This is a genomic window from Dietzia sp. IN118, from assembly GCF_032905965.1.
GTDB classification, from domain to species: domain Bacteria; phylum Actinomycetota; class Actinomycetes; order Mycobacteriales; family Mycobacteriaceae; genus Dietzia; species Dietzia kunjamensis.
On record NZ_JAUMSR010000001.1, the window covers coordinates 276464 to 295096 of the forward strand.

Annotated in this window: 11 protein-coding genes, 1 tRNA gene and 1 pseudogene; 4 read left to right on the plus strand and 9 right to left on the minus strand. The window is 70.0% G+C overall.

Translation table 11 applies throughout. The features are described from left to right. Window positions 1–1350 (minus strand): 3-oxoacyl-ACP reductase, encoded by a 1350-nt coding sequence (locus Q2K20_RS01400; protein WP_067717281.1) that lies wholly within the window; start codon window positions 1348–1350, stop codon window positions 1–3. Between the two features lie 123 nt (window positions 1351–1473). Here Q2K20_RS01400 and Q2K20_RS01405 point away from each other — a divergent pair, with 123 nt between their 5' ends. Together Q2K20_RS01405 and Q2K20_RS01410 are read left to right on the plus strand one after the other, a co-directional pair. Continuing rightward, window positions 1474–2787, plus strand: coding sequence for an acetyl-CoA C-acetyltransferase (locus tag Q2K20_RS01405; RefSeq protein WP_067717232.1), 1314 nt, complete (start codon window positions 1474–1476; stop codon window positions 2785–2787). Between the two features lie 195 nt (window positions 2788–2982). Continuing rightward, window positions 2983–4923, plus strand: coding sequence for a VanW family protein (locus tag Q2K20_RS01410; RefSeq protein ID WP_269503729.1), 1941 nt, complete (start codon window positions 2983–2985; stop codon window positions 4921–4923). 180 nt (window positions 4924–5103) lie between these two features. Here the strand turns inward: Q2K20_RS01410 and Q2K20_RS01415 are convergent, their stop codons facing one another. Together Q2K20_RS01415 and ppsA are read right to left on the minus strand one after the other, a co-directional pair. Continuing rightward, window positions 5104–6942 carry an acyl-CoA dehydrogenase gene (locus tag Q2K20_RS01415; protein ID WP_119192915.1) on the minus strand — a complete coding sequence of 613 codons (1839 nt, stop codon included), beginning with the start codon at window positions 6940–6942 and terminating at the stop codon, window positions 5104–5106. 191 nt (window positions 6943–7133) lie between these two features. Beyond that, window positions 7134–9437 (minus strand): phosphoenolpyruvate synthase, encoded by a 2304-nt coding sequence (gene ppsA / locus Q2K20_RS01420; protein WP_119192916.1) that lies wholly within the window; start codon window positions 9435–9437, stop codon window positions 7134–7136. A gap of 103 nt (window positions 9438–9540) precedes the next feature. On the opposite strand from ppsA, the gene Q2K20_RS01425 reads away from it, so the two are divergent. Further along, a complete protein-coding gene (locus Q2K20_RS01425) occupies window positions 9541–10599 on the plus strand; it encodes a methyl-accepting chemotaxis protein (RefSeq protein ID WP_317176549.1) in 1059 nt (352 codons plus the stop codon). A 99-nt stretch (window positions 10600–10698) separates the two neighbouring features. Here the strand turns inward: Q2K20_RS01425 and Q2K20_RS01430 are convergent, their stop codons facing one another. The 6 genes and pseudogenes from Q2K20_RS01430 to Q2K20_RS01460 all read right to left on the minus strand — a co-directional run bounded on the left by Q2K20_RS01430 (window position 10699) and on the right by Q2K20_RS01460 (window position 17545). After that, window positions 10699–11991 carry a PucR family transcriptional regulator gene (locus tag Q2K20_RS01430; protein ID WP_096906695.1) on the minus strand — a complete coding sequence of 431 codons (1293 nt, stop codon included), beginning with the start codon at window positions 11989–11991 and terminating at the stop codon, window positions 10699–10701. A 61-nt stretch (window positions 11992–12052) separates the two neighbouring features. Beyond that, complete coding sequence (locus Q2K20_RS01435) at window positions 12053–13471, minus strand: phytoene desaturase family protein (RefSeq protein ID WP_269503724.1); 1419 nt, start codon at window positions 13469–13471, stop codon at window positions 12053–12055. A 4-nt stretch (window positions 13472–13475) separates the two neighbouring features. Next, window positions 13476–15354 (minus strand): annotated as a pseudogene (locus Q2K20_RS01440) (DUF3556 domain-containing protein). 76 nt (window positions 15355–15430) lie between these two features. After that, window positions 15431–16888, minus strand: a complete 1458-nt coding sequence (locus tag Q2K20_RS01450; RefSeq protein WP_241504613.1) for a class I adenylate-forming enzyme family protein — start codon at window positions 16886–16888, stop codon at window positions 15431–15433. Window positions 16889–17158: 270 nt separating this feature from the next. Further along, window positions 17159–17229, minus strand: a tRNA-Gly gene (locus Q2K20_RS01455). A 61-nt stretch (window positions 17230–17290) separates the two neighbouring features. Continuing rightward, window positions 17291–17545, minus strand: coding sequence for a hypothetical protein (locus Q2K20_RS01460; RefSeq protein WP_067719492.1), 255 nt, complete (start codon window positions 17543–17545; stop codon window positions 17291–17293). 214 nt (window positions 17546–17759) lie between these two features. Between Q2K20_RS01460 and Q2K20_RS01465 the strand changes: the two genes are divergently transcribed. Next, complete coding sequence (locus tag Q2K20_RS01465) at window positions 17760–18611, plus strand: DUF2470 domain-containing protein (RefSeq protein WP_283466916.1); 852 nt, start codon at window positions 17760–17762, stop codon at window positions 18609–18611. Window positions 18612–18633: the final 22 nt, after the last annotated feature.

The following is an 18633-nucleotide window of genomic DNA, read 5'->3' on the forward strand; positions in this document are numbered from 1 at the left end:
TCACGCACCCAGCAGGGACTGGCCGCACACGCGGATCACGTTGTTGGTGACCGTGGACGAGGCGGGGTTGGCGAAGTAGGCGATCGTCTCGGCCACGTCGACCGGCAGACCGCCCTGCTGCATGGAGTTCATGCGACGGCCGGCCTCGCGGGTGGCGAACGGGATGGCGGCCGTCATCTGCGTCTCGATGAAGCCCGGCGCCACGGCGTTGACGGTGACGTTCTTCGAGGCCAGCTCGGCCGAGGCGCCGTTGACGAACCCGATGACACCGGCCTTCGAAGCCGCGTAGTTGGTCTGGCCGCGGTTACCGGCGATGCCGGCCATCGAGGACACACCCACGACGCGCGAGCCCTCGCCCAGCACGCCCTTCTCGGCGAGCTCGGCGGTGATGCGCTCGGGGGCGATGAGGTTGACGGCCATGACGGAGTCCCAGCGGGCGCTGTCCATGCCGGCCAGCGTCTTGTCACGGGTGATGCCGGCGTTGTGGACGAGCACGTCGACGCGGCCGTCGTGACGCTCTGTCACGTGCTTGGCCAGGACCTCGGCGGCGTCGGCGGCGGTGACGTCCAGCGGCAGCGAGGTGCCGCCGACCTTGTTGGCGGTGGCGGACAGCGACTCTCCGGCGGCCGGGATGTCGCAGCAGATCACGTGCGCGCCGTCGCGGGAGAGCACGGCCGCGATCTCGGCGCCGATACCGCGGGCGGCGCCGGTGACGACGGCGAGCTTGCCCTCGAGCGGGCGGTCCCACGATGCCGGGGCGGTGGCCGAGCCGGCCCCCACGCGGAACACCTGCGCGTCGACGTACGCCGACTTGCCGGACAGGATGAACCGCAGGGTGGACTCGAGCCCGGAGGCTCCCGCGTCGGCGTCGGGGGAGACGTACACGAGCTGGACGGTGGAGCCGCGCTTCATCTCCTTGCCGAGCGAGCGGGTGAAGCCCTCGAGCGCGCGCTGGGCGATGCGCTCCTCGACCGAGCCCGTCTCCTCCGGGGTGGTGCCCAGCACGACGATGCGGCCGCTGGCGGCGACGTTGCGGACGACCGGGTTGAAGAACTCGAACAGGGCCTTGAGGTCCTCCGGGCGACGCAGCGAGGTGGCGTCGAAGACGAGGCCGGCGAACTTGCCCTCGGCGCCCGCGGCGGCCAGCTCGTAGTCGCCGACCAGCATCTCCCGGACGGGCTCGGCCAGGCGGCCCTCGCCGCCGATGAGGACGGGACCGTGCAGGGCGGGCTGTCCGGCCTCGTACCGACGCAGCTGCTCCGGCTGCGGGAGGCCGACCTTGCCGGCGATGAACGACCCCGGGGCCGAGGTCACGAACTGCGAGTAGAGGTCGAGGTTGCCCTGTGCCATGGCGATCATCTCCTGGAGAGGTGCGGTACTACGGGTCGACAAGTAACTTACTGCTGAGTAACAATACGTGCAGGGCCGCGTTTCGGGCCACCGGACACCGAGAACACAACGGGAGTGACACACGTGACCACCAGCCCCCGCAAGGTCGCCATCGTCGGCGGCAACCGAATCCCCTTCGCCCGCTCGAACGGCAAGTACGCGGACGCCTCCAACCAGGACATGCTCACCGCCGCGATCGACGGACTGGCCAGCCGCTACAACCTCCAGGGCAAGCGCGTCGGGTCGGTCGTCGCCGGCGCCGTGCTCAAGCACTCCCGCGACTTCAACCTCACCCGCGAGTCGGTGATCGGCTCGGTGCTCGACTCGGCCAGCCCGGCCTACGACGTCCAGCAGGCCTGCGGCACCGGCCTGGCCGCCGCGATCCAGGTGGCCGACGCGATCGCCCTCGGGCGTATCGAGTCCGGCATCGCCGGAGGCACCGACACCACCTCGGATGCGCCGCTCTCGGTGAACGACGACCTGCGCAAGACCCTCATCAAGGTCAGCTCCGCCAAGTCCACCGTCGACCGCCTGAAGCTCCTCGGCGAGATCCGCCCGCAGGGCCTCGTGCCCGAGCAGCCGCAGAACGCCGAGCCGCGTACCGGGCTGTCGATGGGTGAGCACGCCGCCATCACCGCCCGCGAGATGGGGGTGACGCGCGCCGACCAGGACGCGCTGGCCGTCGCCAGCCACCACAACCTCGCCGCCTCCTACGAGTCCGGTTTCCAGGACGACCTCGTGACGCCCTACCTCGGCGTGGCCCGCGACGACAACATGCGGCCCGACTCCTCCGAAGAGAAGCTGGGCAAGCTCAAGCCGGTCTTCGGCAAGCGCGACGCCGAGGCCCACGGCACCGAGGCCACCATGACGGCCGGCAACTCCACCCCGCTGACCGACGGCGCCTCCACCGTGCTGCTGGCCAGCGAGGAGTGGGCGAAGGAGAACAAACTGCCGGTCCGCGCCTACCTGGTGGACTCGGAGACCGCCTCGGTGGACTTCGTCCACGGCCACGACGGTCGCACGCCCGACGGGCTGCTCATGGCCCCCACCTACGCGGTGCCGCGGCTGCTGGCCCGCAACGGCCTGACCCTGCAGGACTTCGACTACTACGAGATCCACGAGGCGTTCGCCTCGCAGGTGCTGGCCACCCTGGCCGCGTGGGAGTCCGAGGAGTACTGCACCGAGCGCCTGGGCCTGGACAAGGCCCTGGGGTCGATCGACCGCTCCAAGCTCAACGTCAACGGCTCGTCGCTGGCGGCTGGTCACCCGTTCGCCGCCACCGGCGGCCGCATCCTGGCCGCCGCGGCCAAGCTGCTCGAGCAGAAGGGCTCCGGCCGGGCGCTCATCTCCGTCTGCGCCGCGGGCGGCCAGGGCGTCACCGCGATCGTGGAGCGCTGACCCCCGCACCTCGTCCATCTCGCCGCGGGCTCGTCCCGTGAGTCCGATGAGCGCAGCCCCCGCGTCCGGCGCGGGGGCTGCACTCATCGGTATCGGTCCGTCATAGTGGTGTTCACAGTGGTTCGGGCGGGGACGTCCCCGGCCGGCGGCCCGCGGGGTTCCGCCGTCCCCCGCTCGGGAGGAGGTGGATGACGCGTGGTCGAGTCCCACGATGACGACACCCCGGCACGCCCCGTCGCGATCGAGGGCGCGGGCCCGCACCCGGCTGCGTCCGACCGACATCGGTACCGGGTGCGGTCGCGGTGGATCTACACCGGTGTGGGCCTGTTCATGGCACTCGCGGTCCTGTACGGCTTCGATCTCGTGCACAGCATCGGCCGGGTCCCGCGCGGGACGGAGGTCGCCGGCATCCAGGTGGGCGGGATGCGGACCGCCGACGCCGAACGGCGACTGATCGCCGAGCTCGGACCGCGGGTCGACGACGAGGTGGATCTGCGCGCCGGGGCCGTGTCGACCACGCTGGACCCCGACTCGGTCGGCCTGTCGGTGGACTGGCAGGGCACGCTCGACCGGGGCGGTGAACAGCCCCTCAACCCGCTGAAGCGGCTGATCAGCGTGGTGTGGTCGACCGAGGTCGGTATCGCCAGCGTCATCCCGGACGCACGGCTGACCGATTTCCTCGAGCGCCTCGCCCTCCAGGCGGACTTCGAACCCCGCGAGGGCGCCATCTGGTTCGACCGGGATCAGGTCCGCTCGGCCATCCCGCTCGACGGGCAGCGCCTACAGATCGAGAACTCCCGCGACGCGGTGCTCGAGCACTGGCTCGACGACGACGGAGTGGACCTGCCCGTCGACTACACGCCCACCGAGACCGACGCCGAGCAGGTGCGGGCGCTGATCCGGGACGTGGCCGAGCCCGCCGCCTCCCGGGACCTGACGCTGCTGGCCTCGCGGATGCGCGACGACGGCACCGAGCCGGCGACCACCACCGTCACCACCAGGCTCCCCGCCCCGCCACCGGCCCCCGGGCGCGAGCGGCCCGAGCCCGCCGAGCGGGAGATCGAGATGGTCGACCCGGACGACCCGGGCGCGGTGCCGGTGCTGTTCCCCCGCGACCGGATCGGGGAGTACCTCAGCTTCGTCCGCGAGGGCGACGTGCTCGAGCCCCGCTTCGACGCCGACGCCGCCAAGGGGATCCTGGACCCGCTCCTGGAGGAGACCGAGCAGGTGGGCAGGGACGCGAGTTTCGAGTTCAGCGGGTCGAGCGCCACCATCGTGCCGGCGGTCCAGGGACGCACCGTCGAATGGGGCCCGCTGCTCGGTCGGCTGCCCGGGCAACTCACCGACGTCGACGGCCCGCGTGTGCTCCCCGTCGGCTACGTGGGCCGCGACCCCGAGCTGACCACCGCGGAGGCCGAGCGGGCCGGCATCCGCGAGCCCGTCGGCCAGTTCACCGTGGCCGTCGGCGCGAGCGGACAGGCCCAGTCGATGATCGCCTCGCTGGCCGGGCACTTCATCCCGGCGGGCGGGAGCTTCTCCATGGCGGAGGTCGCCGGCACGGTCTCCGGAGACGTGTCCGCCGACGCCGTCGCCACCGCCCTGTTCAACGCGGCGTTCGACTCCGGCGCACAGGACCTCGTCCGCAGCTCCCGCGGTGTCGACGGCGACGCGTTCCCGGCGGGCCGCGATGCCACCGCCTCGGCCGACGTCGGATTCCGAAACGCCCAGGACACCGGCCTGGTGATCGATGCCTCGGGTAGCGGCAACTCGGTGACGGTCCGGCTGTGGGGGACGCCCGAGTACACGGTGAGGGTCTCGACGGCCCCCCGGACCGACATCCGGCGGGCCCAGACCCGGGTCGTCAGCACGGCCGGGTGTACGCCGAGTCCGGGCGCAGACGGGTACACCGCCCGCGTGACCCGGGTCGTCCTGCGCGGCGGCGACACCGTGAGCACCGACACCGTGTCGTCGAGCTACGCGCCGCGAGACCGGATCGTGTGCCGGGCCGAGACTCCGGAGGACGACGATCCCACCTCGTCGCCGCCACCACCGCCGCCCGCGCTCCCCGGACCCGGTGACCCGATCCGGATCCCGGGCCTACCCGAATTCCGCATTCCCGGCGTGCCCGGCAACTAGAGCGCCGAATCCGCTACCCGGATTCCGGATCCGCTACTCCCATAGGCATAGCGTTTCCGGAATCCGGGTAGCCGATTCGTGGGGGTGGGCCGCCCGCATCCGGCGAAACGAGTCGATCCGCCGCCCGGGCAGGGGCGGCGGATCGACGGTGGGGACCCGGAAGGGCCCGTCAGGTGGGGATCAGAACGCGGACTCGTCCAGCTCCATCAGCTCGTTGTCGAGGTCTGCGACGATCGCGCGGGTGGCGCTGATCAGGGGCAGCTCGTTCTTGGCGAACCACCGGGCGGCGGCGATCTTGCCGTTGTAGAAGTCCTTGTCGTCGTCGGACGCCCCGTCCAGCGCGCCGAGGGCGACCTCCGCGCCGACCAGGAGACGCCAGCCCATCATGAGGTCACCGAACGCCATGAGGACGCGCACCGAGGCGAACCCGACCGTGTACAGGCGCTTGGGGTCGTCCTGCGACCCCATGAGGTGATCGAAGCACGTGCCGATCATGGCCTCGACGTCCGCGAGAGCGGTCGCGAGCAGCTCGCGCTCGGTGGCCAGCCGGCCGCCGCACGCGTCGCTGTCCAGGAACTGCTTGATCTGCGCCGACACGTGGCCCACGGCGGTGCCGCGGTCACGGGCGATCTTGCGGAAGAAGAAGTCCTGCGCCTGGATCGCGGTGGTGCCCTCGTAGAGGGAGTCGATCTTGGCGTCGCGGATGTATTGCTCGATCGGGTAGTCCTGCAGGAAGCCCGACCCGCCGAACGTCTGCAGCGACTCGGTGAGCAACTCGTAGGCGCGCTCCGAACCCACACCCTTGACGATCGGCAGCAGCAGGTCGTTGACCCGATGTGCCAGCTCGCCGTCGGCGCCGGAGACGCGCGCGGCGGTCTCGACGTCCTGGTGGGCCGCCGTGTACATATACACCGCGCGCAGGCCCTCGGCGAACGCCTTCTGCCGGATCAGTGCACGACGCACGTCCGGGTGGTGGGTGATGGTCACGCGCGGGGCGGTCTTGTCGGCCATCTCGGTCAGGTCGCCGCCCTGGACACGCTCCTTGGCGAACTCGAGGGCGTTGAGGTACCCGGTCGACAGGGTGGAGATGGCCTTGGTGCCGACCATCATGCGGGCGTGCTCGATGACATCGAACATCTGCCGGATGCCCTGGTTGAGCACGTCGCCGCCGACCATCCAGCCCTTGGCGGGCACACCGTGGCCGCCGAAGGTGACCTCACACGTGGTGGACGCCTTGATGCCCATCTTGTGCTCGACGCCGGTGACGAACACGCCGTTGCGCTCGCCCATCTCGTTCTTCTCGAAGTCGAAGTGGAACTTCGGCACGAAGAACAGCGACAGGCCCTTGGTGCCGGGGCCGGCGCCCTCCGGGCGGGCCAGGACCAGGTGGAAGATGTTCTCGAACATGTCGTCGGCGTCGGCCGAGGTGATGAAACGCTTGACGCCCTCGATGTGCCAGGAGCCGTCGTCCTGCTGGATCGCCTTGGTGCGGCCCGCGCCGACGTCGGAACCGGCGTCCGGCTCGGTGAGCACCATCGTGGCGCCCCAGCCGCGCTCGGCGCAGGTGGCGGCCCACTTCTTCTGCTCCTCGGTGCCGTTCTCGTACAGCACCGCCGCGAAGGACGGCCCGGCCGAGTACATGAACGCCGGCGCGTTGGCGCCGAGCATCATCTCGCCGGTGGCCCACACCATGGCGCGGGGGGCCGGCATGCCGCCGATCTCCTCGGGCAGGCCCATGGACCAGTAGCCGGCGTCGAACCAGGCCTTGAAGGACTTCTTGAAGTCCTCGGGGATCGAGACCGAGTGGGTCTCGGGGTCGAACACCGGCGGGTTGCGGTCGGCGGACGCGAAGGACTCGGCGACCGGGCCCTCGGCGAGGGTGGCGACCTCGGAGAGGATTCCCTTGGCGGTCTCGGTGTCCATGTCGCCGAACTCGCCGGCGTCGAGTGCCTCGTTCATGCGCAGGACCTCGAACATGTTGAACTCGAGATCCCGGACGTTGCTCTTGTAGTGACCCATGACGGTCTTCTCCGATCGACAGTGCGGTGTCGTGGCAATGGTGGTGCCCGGAAGGGTGGGTGCGGGGTGCCGCGGGCACACCGGAACCTACTCACCGGTAACAAGACAGATGCTAATGCGTTGTCAGCAAACAGTCCAAGGTGAGGAAAGACTCTGATTTCGCGGGGGACCTGCGGGAGCGCGCCGTGGGGTCACTCGTGTGTCGGACGGCAGGCGGCCCGGGCGGCGTCGAGCAGGATCGTCCTCTCGGCCCGCGCGACGGTGCGCCGGGTCATCTCCGCGTAGTCCGGCGTGACAGAGACCGACGTGACCCCCTTCCGGACGAGGTGCTCGGCCATCCGGGGATCGGTCGACGCCGCCTGTCCGCACAGGGACACGGTGAGGCCCGACTCGTGGCAGCGGTCGATGATCTGGTCGATGAACGCCAGGACCGCCGGGTCCATGGAGTCGAACAGGTCCGCACACACCTCCGAGTCGCGGTCGACCCCCAACGTCAGCTGGGTGAGATCGTTGGAGCCGATCGACACCCCGTCGATGCCCATGGTCGCGTACTCGGGGATCCAGTGCACCACCGAGGGCACCTCGGCCATGATCCAGCGCTTGAGCCCCGTGTCCCGACCGATCGGATGGGCGTCGATGATGTCCAGACAGGCACGCAGTTCCCACCCGGTCCGGACGAACGGGATCATCAGGTGCAGGTTCCGGTGCCGCCGCCGCACCCGCTCGAGCGCGTCCAGTTCCAACCGGAACAGGTCAGGCTCCCGGGTGTAGCGGAAGCAGCCCCGGTAGCCGATCATCGGATTGCGCTCCTCGGCCTCCACCTCCCCTCCGAGCAGCCCCCGGAACTCGTTGGACCGCAGGTCGGTGGCGCGGTACACCACGGGCCTCGGATCGAAGGCGGCGGCGATGGTGCTGATCCCCGAGGCCATCCGCTCCACGTACTCCTCCGTCCTGCCTTCCGCGATGAGCCGGCGCGGGTGCAACCCCTGCAGAGCGCTGGTGATGAGGAACTCCGCCCGCAGCAGGCCGACGCCGTCGACGTCCATCGCCGCGACCCGCGCCGCGGCGTCGGGCGTTGCGAGGTTGACGTAGACGGCGGTGGCGGTGACCTCGCGTGTGCGCACCTCGGGAGCCGCACCGGCATCGGCGGGAGCCTGCGGCGCCTCGGCCGCGCGCACCTCTCCCGGGTAGACGACGCCGGCGGTGCCGTCGACGGTGATGGTCTGCCCGTCGGCGATGTCGGCGGTCGCCGACCGCGTGCCCACGATCACGGGACGCCCCAGTTCGCGCCCGACGATGGCGGCGTGACAGGTCACGCCCCCCTCGTCGGTGACGATCGCGGCGGCGCGCTGGAGGATCGGCAGCCAGTCGGGGTCGGTCATCGTGGCCACCAGGATCTCGCCGGCGGCCAGGTTCACCCCGTCCGCCAGTTCGGTGAGGACGCGCGCTGTCCCGATCGCCGTGCCGGGCCCCGCGCCGAGTCCGGAGACGATCGGTTCCACCTCGCTCCCCGCTCCGGCGGCATCCTCCGCGTGTGCCGCGTCGGCGTCCAGCGTGGTGATCGGGCGGGTCTGCACGATGTACAGCTCACCGTCCTCGAAGGCGAACTCGGTGTCCTGTGGCTCGCCGTAGTGTTGCTCGGACATCACGGCCAGGCGCGCGACCCGGCGCACCTGATCGTCGTCGAGCACCCGGTCCAACTGCTCGGCCTCCGGGACGGGGACGAGCCCGTCGGCGGTGCGGCCCGCGACGATCCGGGAGACCTTCCGACCCACGTGCACGGTGAGGATGTGCAGGTCGGACTTGGACACCACGTAGGTGTCGGGCTCGACCTTGCCGCCCACCACCACCTCGCCGAGCCCGAACGCGGCCTCGATCACCACGCGGTCGACCTGGGAGGTGCGGGGGTCGGCGGTGAAGGCCACGCCCGACGTGTCGGAACGGACCATCTTCTGCACCACCACCGCGATCGACGGTTCGTCGTCGTACCCCGACACGGCCCGGTAGGTCATGGCGCGCGGCGTCCACAACGAGCACCAGCAGTCCTGAACCGCCTTGAGCACGGCCTCCTCGCCGACGACGTCCGTGTAGGACTCGTGGATGCCCGCGAAGGAGGTGTCACCGGCGTCCTCCGCGGGCGCGGAGCTGCGGACCGCCACCGGGACGTCCGGCCCCAGCGACCGGTAGTGTGCCACGACCTCCTCGCGCAGCCGGGACGGCATCTCCACCCCGGCGACGGTGCTGCTCAACTCCGCCGCGAGAGACATCAGCTCCGCCTCGCTCATCCCCTCCTCCGGGACCCGGCCGTCGTAGAGGCGGGACCGGACACCGGCCGATTCCATCGCGGTGAGGTAGGCCGACTGGCCCACCGAGAAGCCCGGCGGGACGGGGAACCCCGCGCCCGTCATCTCCCCGAGATTGGCGGACTTCCCGCCGTACTCGGGTGCGGCCGAGAGCCTCAGCTCGGCGAAATCGGCGACCCATCGTGCGTCCATCGCTCGCTCCTTCGAGATCGCGGCCCGACCGGTCGGAACCGTCGCTGTCTCCATGGTGGGCGGACCGGCTGCCCGGTGTGGGTGGTTCAGGCACAATCAGCGCATGGCAGACATCCAGCTCCGCGTTCCCTCCGCTTCCTCCGTGGTGGGAACGGCGTTCCGTGTCGTGGAGTGGGAGTTGAGAATGGCCAGGGAGTTGCTGATGCTGCCCGCCCGCGTCCTCGTGCTGCTCGCGGACGTGGAGGACGTGGTCGTCCGGATCCAGGACCTCCTCGACGAGGTCAACCGCACCGTGCGCCAGATCGACGGGATCTTGGCCACCGCCGTCGACACGGTCGACGGTGTCCGCACCACGGTGGCCAGGGCCAACCGGGTCGTCGACGAGGTCGCCGACACGGTCTCCGCCGCCGAGGGGATCGTGGGCCGGGTGGGCTCGACCGTCGACTCCGCCGAGGGCGTGGTGCGGCGCGTGGACGGCACGATCGATTCCGCCGAGGGCGTGGTGCGGCGCGTGGACGGCACGATCGATTCCGCCGAGGGCGTGGTGCGGCGCGTGGACGGCACGATCGATTCCGCCGAGGGCGTGGTGCGGCGCGTGGACGGCACCATCGATTCCGCCGAGGGCGTTGTCGTGCGGGTGGGAAGCACCATCGATTCCGCCGAGGGCGTGGTGGCTCGAGTCTGGACGACGGTGGACACCGCCGACGATCTGGTCCTCGACGCCGGCGGGCTCATCGAACGGGTCGTCCCGCTCGTCGACTTCGCGGACTCCACCTTCGCGCAGGTCAAGCCGGTCATCGAGGCACTGCTCGTGGACGCCGACCTGGACGTGGAGACCGCTCGTGTCGTGGCGACCCGGATGACCGAGGTCCTGGCGTGGGCGGACAAGACGATCCGACTGCTCGAGCCGATCGCCGACGACGTCCTCGAGTCGGTCGACCCCGACGAGGTCAAGGCGGTCATCCAGTTCATCGACCACCTGCCGGCGCTGGGCGACACCCTCGAGAACGACGTCATGCCGGTCCTGGCCTCACTGGACACCGTTGCCCCCGAGGTCCACCAGATCCTCGAGGTGGCGCAACAGTGCCTCGAGGCGGTCGCCGGCATCCCCGGATTCCAGCTCCTGCGCCGCCGCGGTGGGGACAACGGTAAGGCCGACTGAGCGCCCGAGTCCCGGAGCCGCGACTCCGGACCGCATCTGATTCCGGACGGCGCCCGACTTCCCAGCGGCGCCCGACCGGTCCGGCACGGGTGAGTGTGCTCAGCCCGCCGGCGTGCCGTCGTCAGCGATCAGGACCACGCTGCCCAGCACGTGGCAGAGGGTGAGAGCCAGGTGGGTGTCCAGGCGCCTGGCCCCCGGTTCCCGGCCCAGTTCGTGCTCGGCCTTGGTCAGTCGGTACCTCACGGTGTTGCGGTGCAGGAGCAGCCGGGACGCCGTCTCCGAGTAGTTCTCCGCCGAGTCCAGGAACACCCGGACGGTCTCCCGCTGTCTCGCCGCGTCGTCCGTGTCCCTCGCCAGGCCGCCGAGGACTTCGCGGATCCATCGCCGGGTGGACGCGAGGTCCTCGGCCAGTCGGGCGATGACGGGGATCCCGTCGTCCGCGTACGAGACCACACGCGCCTCGTCGCCGGTGCACACCTGCGCGATCGTGCCGACGAGCGCTGCCTGTGTGCGGGTGGTGCGGAACCCCTCGACCCCGGCACCGGGCGCGCCGAAGGATATCCGGGCCGCGGGGGTCGCCGCGGCGATCGGCGCGAGGACTCCCGTGTCGACGGCGAGGCGACGGCCCTCCATGCCGAACCAGGCCTCGGCCGTGGCGCGGCCGGTGGCGATCATCAGCGGCGGGCGGTGGTCGCCGAGTTGCCCGGCCAGACTGTCCACGACGCTCTCGAGCAATCGGGACTGATCGGTGAACGCGCCGAAGTCGTCGATCCACACCCGGCACCCGACGTGCACCTGGTTCAGTCGGTATCCCGTCACCCGCTCGAACTCGGCGGGGTCGATGCCCTCGCCGTCGAGGACCCGGTTGACGATCGAGTTGATCGACCGCGCCGCCCGGTCGTGGGAGGAGCGCACCTCCTCCTCGTGTGCGGCGATGACGGTCCGGGTGATCTCGTCGACGTACTGGTACAGCCATCCGGCGAGGTGGTGGTAGAGCGGCAGCTTCTCGTGGTCCTCGCACTCGACCTCCTGCACCTGGTCGAACACATGGGCCAGGAGACAGTCGGAACCGACGTGATAGGCCCGCCGCAGTGCGGCGCTCGAGACGTCCCTGCGGGCGAGCGCGACGGCGTAGTGCACCGCGTCGGGCAGGGGAGGGAGGTCGTGTGCGTCCTTGGTGTGCGACAGCATGTCGATGATGACCTCGACGTTGTTCGTCACGCTGGCGTGCAGAGCCGAGTGTGTGTCCTCATCGGTGAGTTCGCCGATGGCGTCCTCGATGGCCGCGGTCATGCTGTCGGAGATGGCCGCGGTCCGCGAACTGAGCCTCAGACCTATGCGGCGGGTCAGTTCGCGGAGGCGCTCGGGATCCTGCGGTGTTGTGCTGAGCATGTGTGCGGGCGGGGTCGGGTCCGTCTGGTGGCTCAGGTCCCGCCGTGTCCTTCCTGCGTGATCACCGTCCGGACAGGTACGACAGGGCGGAACGCGCGGCGTTCCACCCAGCCATTCCGTGGGCGCCCGCCCCGGGCGGGGCGGCCGCCGAGCAGATGTAGACGCCGGGCACGCCGGTCGAATAGGGGTCGAGGGCGACCCGCGGCCGGAAGACCAACTGGCGGGGGTCGTTGGCACCCGTCAAGATATCCCCGCCGACGTAGTTGGCGTTGTGATCCTCGAGTTCACGGGTCGAGCGCGTGTGGATCTCGTGGACGCGATCGCGGAACCCGGGGGCGAATCGCTCGATCTGGTCGATGATCGTCTGGGTGGCATCGCCCGTCCACCCCGTGGGTACGTGGGCGTAGGCGTCGACGGGATGGAGCCCGTTCCTCGCGCGGGCGGGGTCGGCGACGGACTGCTGGCCGACCAGGACGAAGGGCCGCTGCGGCATCTCCCCTCGGACGACCTGCCGCTCGGCTGCGGCGATCTCCGCGAAGGTGCCCCCCACGTGGACCGTGCCGGCCGACCGGGACGGCTCGTGGGACCACGGGATGCCGCCCTCGACCGCGAAGGCGACCTGGAACGCCGCGGGCCCGTGTCGGAAGCGGCGGAAGGCGCGGTCGACCCTGCGGGGTATGACGCCGGCGAGGATCCCGGCAGCGGCGGCAGGAGAGGTGTCGAGCATGACGATGTCCGGGTTCCCCAGCTCGCGGTGGTCGCGGACGGTGACCCCGGTGTCGATCCGGCCGCCGTACGAGGTCAACATCGACGCCATCGTGGTGGCGATCGTCGCCGAACCCCCCACGGCCACCGGCCAGCCGAACCGGTGTGCGGCCGTACCCAGGGCGACGCCGATCGCCGAGGACATTACCGAGCCGAGCGGGCGGAAGGCGTGTGCGGCGACGCCTCCGAACAGGGCCCGCGCCTCGTCGGTGTGCCACCGGCGGGCCAACACGCTGGCAGGCATGGCGGCGTAGGCCCCGAAGCGGGCGAGGACGAGGGGATGGTCCGGGACGTGCAGGAGGGGCTGGAGGAACTCCTCGGCGATCTGTGGGAAGCGTGCGGTGAGGGCTCCGAACATCCGTCGGTAGGACTCCCCGTCGTCGCCGAGTCGGGAGGCCGTGTGGTCCACCGACTTCCAGACCGCCGCACCCCTGCCACCGTCCAGCGGGTGCGAGTACTGGACCTCGGGGAGCGCCCACCGTAGGCCGTGGGCCTCGAGGTCGAACCGGCGGCTGAAGGCGGTGTCGACGGCGAGGGGGTGGAATCCCGAACACTGGTCGTGCAGCAGGCCCGGCGAGGTCATCTCGCCGGACCTGGTGCCGCCGCCGATGGAGTCGGATGCCTCCAGAACGGTGACATCGACTCCATCGGCGGCCAGTGTCAACGCGGCTGCCAGGCCGTTGGGCCCGCTACCGACGATGATCGCTGTGGGCATGAACTCAGCTCATCCCGACCGTGGACTCGTCGCGACCGCCCGCGGGGGACGTGTCCGTGAGCGGGCCCTCGGCGCCGGGGGAGGCGGGAACGCTCGCGGACGCCCGCTGATCGGCCGGCAGGTACTCCGGGTGGCGCCAGGTCACGGTGAACGGGATGGGCCCGTTCGGAAGCCATGGCTGCTCCGTGACCACGTCCCGGACGTCGTAGTGGCCACGCTCGAGGACCCCGAGCGCCGCGTCGATCACGCGGTACTCGATGGTCTTCTTGTGCAGTGGCTGGGACTCGGTCCAGACGCTGATGAACTCGCCCGGCTCGAAGTTGCACCGCTTCTGCACCGCCGAGATCGTCCGCTCGTCGAACAGGTGCCCGTCTCCGAACTGCCACCCGGAGAAGAAGGTGCACAGCACCTCGCCCTCGCGGAACCGGTAGTTCTCCATGCTGTCCAGGACCGACGGCATGATCGACATGTGGCCGCGGCCCTGGGTGTTCATCATCCGGAACGCGGTGGTCTTCTGCAGGAAGATCTCGGCGCCCTCGGGGCCGAACAGTGCCGACAGCTGGTTGTGCGGGGACGTCATGGACGTCACGAAGGCCGGGTTGTCCAGCTTGGCCTCGCACCCGTTGTTGCGGAACGCCATCGTGGAGGAGGCCCAGTTGCCGGCGTACTGACGCATTCCGATGAGGAACGAGATCTTGTCGGGTCGGAAGTTGCCGACTATCGGGCCGGTCAGGGTGAGCACCGCGGCGATCACCACGACCCATACGCTGCTGGCGTCCCACAGGGCGTACCCGTCGCCGGCGAAGAAGCCGAGGAAGACCACCGGCGTCGCGAACACGTAGAAGAGGTTCCATTCCTGCGGCATGGCCAGCGCGAACATCGAGTAGATGAACACGTGGAAGCACATCATGAACGCGGCGGCCAGGACCGCGACCGTCCAGTTGGTGGTGAAGAGCAGGACGAGCGGGACGACGAACTCGACGATCGTGCCCATGACGTGCGCGGCGAAGAACGCCACCTTGGTGGGCATGAGGTCCTCGGGCGCGTTGCGGTAGAGCGACCGGCGCAGCGCCTTGGACTTGATCAGCGGGCCGTTGGTGAGCATCGTCTGCACGGTGGGCGTGAAGTGGACGCCGAGCTTGGAGATGAACGCGCCCCACCAGACCGCGAACATCGCGATCTTGGCGACGATGATCATGTCCACGTGGCCGGCGCCGAAGGTGGTGAGAACACCGAAACCGAGCATGATGACGGAGTACTGCTCGGGACGCGACGCCAGGAACGTGACCCTGTCCCGCAGACCCATCACCAGCTGGATCGCGACGAACGTGACGAACGGCCACAGCGGCACGAGTCCGGCCTCGCTGTAGGCGGCGGCGGTCTGCTGACCGGGCAGGACCAGGCCCAGCGCGAGGGTGGCGAGCATCGCGAAGTACAGCGCGACGTCGATGGCCTTACGCTCGTCTCCCTTGGTGAAGGGGATCTTGTCCGGCCAGGGCGGGAGCCGCAGCGTCCCGGTTCGCATCCAGTAGCGGTACCCTGCCGTGTTGGGCTTGAACTTGAACGCCAACGGGCCCCACGATTCGTTGAACCCGGTGGCGGACCAGAGGATCACCCAGATCATCGCCTTCTGGTAGACGATCACCTCGCCCCACCACGCACCGAGGTCGGTCAGCGGGAGTCCGGGCGTGGTGAGCCCGATGATGAGCCAGCCGCCGAGGAAGAAGACCAGCCCCTTGACGAGGTACAGAGTGCATGATCTTCGGCGCACCGAATCCGAACTCCACCCAGTGGTGAGCGAGCAACTTCATCCGTTCCATCGTGGGGATGGACTCGAACTTGGCCGGATCGACGTCCGGGACATCGGCTTGTAGAAACCCCATGGGGGACTCCTTCTCGGGTCGGGTTGAGGGAACGAGGGTTGAGGGAACGAGGGTTCAGGGAACGAGGGTTGAGGGGTCAGGCGACGAGCGAGGTGCGCAGGCGCGGTTTGTCGATCTTGCCGACCGGGTTCTTGGGCAGTGCCGCGGTGATCGTCACCTCGACCGGCACCTTCACCCGGGTGAGGCGGTCACGGCAGTGCGCGATCACGGCGTCGGGTGTCAGTTCCACGTCCGGGTACGGGACGACGAAGGCCACGGGGACCTCACCGAGCACGTCATCCCGGCGGCCGACCACGGTGACCTCGAGTGCACCCGGCAGGCTGCCGATGGCGTTCTCGATCTCCTTGGGGTACAGGTTCTCCCCGCCGCGGATGATCATGTCCTTGAGCCGGTCGACGATGCTGAGGTAGCCGTCCTCGTCGAGCCGGCCCACGTCACCGGTGCGCACCCACCCGTCGACGATCGTCTGAGCGGTGGCCTCCGGCATGTTGAGGTAGCCCGCCATCACGACGGCCCCGGTGATCAGTACCTCCCCGGTCTGTCCGGTGGGTACGTCGCGGAGGAGGTCGTCGACGATCCGGATACGTTGGCCGGGCAGTGCCGGCCCCACGGTCCCGGGCTTGCGCGGGCCGTCGATCGGATTGACCGCCGAGGCGCAGGTGGCCTCGGTCAGGCCGTAGCCCTCCAGGATGGGCACGTCGAAGAACTCCTCGGCCGCCGCGAGGAGTTCCCGCGTGGCCGGAGCAGCGCCGCAGACGGCGAACCGGAGCGAGGACATGTCCGGTTGCCGGCCCTCCGCCCTGGTGAGCAGCAGTGCGTAGATGGTGGGTACGGCGGAGAAGTAGGTGGGCCGGAGGTTCTCGACGGTGTCGTAGAACTTCTGGGCGTCGAAGCCGCCCATGATCGTCAGTTGCGCGCCGACCTGGAGGGGAGCCAGGAGGCTGACCATCAACGCGTTCACGTGGAACAGCGGCAGGACCAGCAGGCAGTGGTCCTCGGCGGTCATCCGCATGGTGTCGGCCATGGTCCGGGACATCGCCGTGGCGTTGGCGTGGGTGAGCATGACGCCCTTGGGACGCCCGGTGGATCCGCTGGTGTAGATCACCAGGGCGAGGTCGTCGTCCGCCAGGTCGACGGGGTCGAGCTGCGCACCGTTCCCCGACGTCCTTAGGTCATCGACGCTAATCGCCGGTCGCCCGCCGGAGGGGGAGTCGGCGGTGGAGTTCACGACGAGCACGGCGTCGGCGTCGTTGATCTGGTGATCGGCCTCGTCGTGCGTGAAGTTCGGGTTGATCGGGGTGGCCGCTGCGCCGAGGTACCACGCCGCGAAGATGGAGATCACCAGCTCGCTCCGGTTGGGGAGCATCACCGCGATCACGTCCCCGCTGGTGACGCCGTGTTCGCTGAACTGCGCGGCCACCGAGGTCACCGCCCGGTCGAGTTCGCGGAAGGACATTCGGGTCGCGTCGTCACGGATGCTGGGGGCGTCGCCGAAGCGTTCCGCGAGTGTTCTGGGGAGGTATCCGGGCTGCACATCTACTCCTCGTCGGCGACCTGTGTGATCTCGGACACTACGGAGATCGGGCGGGCCGCACATCGGTAGATGTGACGAACTTCACGTTTGCGTTAGTGCACGATGTACAAGCGGGGGAGGTGGCGCCGGGGGCGTCGGGTGCTCATCCGGGCGGGATGGCAGGAGCGGGCGGCCGGTGCGGACGGCCGGTGCGGACGGGGCCGGAACAACGAACTGCGGGGCACCTCGCTGGTGGAGGTGCCCCGCAGAATGGCCCGGTTCGGGCGAGGGAGCCGATGACGGGAATCGAACCCGCGCTGTCTGCTTGGGAAGCAGAAGTTCTACCATTGAACTACATCGGCAGTGCCTGCTGGAGGCGGCTTCAGATTAGCACGAGCCCCGGTGGCCGCAGGCGCGGTGGGGTCACTTCCGGGCGGACTTGCGCTTCGCGCCCGTGGTCATCGGCCGCTTGGGCTGGTTGAGCGACGCGCGGGGGACGAATCCGAACGCCACGCCCCCGATCACCGCCACCGCGATCGCGCCGATGATCCACGGCGTGACCGATCCGCCGCCGGTGATCCCCATCAGCACGATGAGTACGGCGACGCCGACACACACCCACGACCACTGGGTCCAGCGCCAGAAGTACCTCGAGGGCTCGTCCCTGATCTCGTCCATGCGCCTATTTCACCACGTCAGCGGGGGTCGGTGCATATCCGCCAGGCGCTTCCGGGGGGTCGCCGGGCCGGGAGGGCGCCGGGATGTGGCAGGTCTCACGTGGTTTCGAGGGTCGGTTCGGGAACGAAAGGGGCGTGCCATGCGCTGAACTGGAGGACAGTCCGATTTGTGCGACCGGATGGCCGGTCCGCGGGCTCAGCCCTGCAGGAGGTGCGTGGTGGACGTGCACGAGGCCATGGAGCGGCCGATCGCCGAGCGGGTACGGACGGTGCTCGCCCGCGGTGCGGCCGGGGCCATCGAGGCCGGCATGCTCAGGCGGCCGCTGCGCTCGGCGCGCGTCCGGGACGACGGGGTGATCGTCCTGGTGGTCGACGTGGGGGGCATGTCGCGTGAGGCCGGTGACGTCGACCGGGTCGCGGCCGCCGGGGCCACCGCCACCGTCGAGATCGTCGACACGGTGTGTACCGGTCGGTGCCGGGGTTCCGAGCCGCGCCCGTCGTTCGCTCTCGACGGCCGACCCGCGTCGTGTGGTGCGGGACGCGGAGGGGCCGGTGGTGGGGGGCGGGCTGCCGGGGGCGACGACGACGACTGCGCTGTCGCCCGGGGAGTTGTCACCCTCTCCGGGATCGTGACGGCCTCGTCCCCGGCGCGTCGGCGCAGGTTGGTCACCGCCGACGGGGGCGGGACGGGCCCGAACTCGGAGGGCGGGTCGCTCCGCCTGAGCGAGTTGCAGCCACTGGAGATCACCTACCTCACCGCGGACGGCGTCCACGTGGTTCCCCGGGCGTCCCTTGCCGCCGCGGCGGTCGACCCGATCGGCGTCGACGAGCAGGTCTGGCTGCACCGCCTCGCCGCCGACACCGGGCTCGCCTCCCGTCTCGCGTTGCGTGCCGGGCGGCAGATCGCGGGCACGGATCCGCGGATCGTCGCGATCGACCGGTACGGGGTCGACCTACGCATCGGATCGACCGGTGGCGGGTTCCGCGACCTCGTCAGACTCCCGTTCGCGCAGGTCTGCGCCGATTCCGACGACGTTCTCGCCCAACTCTCCGCGCTGACGCGGTGAATCACTTCACAAGAATTCGCTG

Coding starts and splice junctions, on each gene's coding strand:
- Q2K20_RS01435 (WP_269503724.1), bottom strand. CDS start 13,471: ATGCCCACAGCGATCATCGTCGGTAGCGGGCCCAACGGCCTGGCAGCC.
- Q2K20_RS01425 (WP_317176549.1), top strand. CDS start 9,541: ATGGCAGACATCCAGCTCCGCGTTCCCTCCGCTTCCTCCGTGGTGGGA.
- Q2K20_RS01460 (WP_067719492.1), bottom strand. CDS start 17,545: ATGGACGAGATCAGGGACGAGCCCTCGAGGTACTTCTGGCGCTGGACC.
- ppsA (WP_119192916.1), bottom strand. CDS start 9,437: ATGGACGCACGATGGGTCGCCGATTTCGCCGAGCTGAGGCTCTCGGCC.
- Q2K20_RS01400 (WP_067717281.1), bottom strand. CDS start 1,350: ATGGCACAGGGCAACCTCGACCTCTACTCGCAGTTCGTGACCTCGGCC.
- Q2K20_RS01415 (WP_119192915.1), bottom strand. CDS start 6,942: ATGGGTCACTACAAGAGCAACGTCCGGGATCTCGAGTTCAACATGTTC.
- Q2K20_RS01430 (WP_096906695.1), bottom strand. CDS start 11,991: ATGCTCAGCACAACACCGCAGGATCCCGAGCGCCTCCGCGAACTGACC.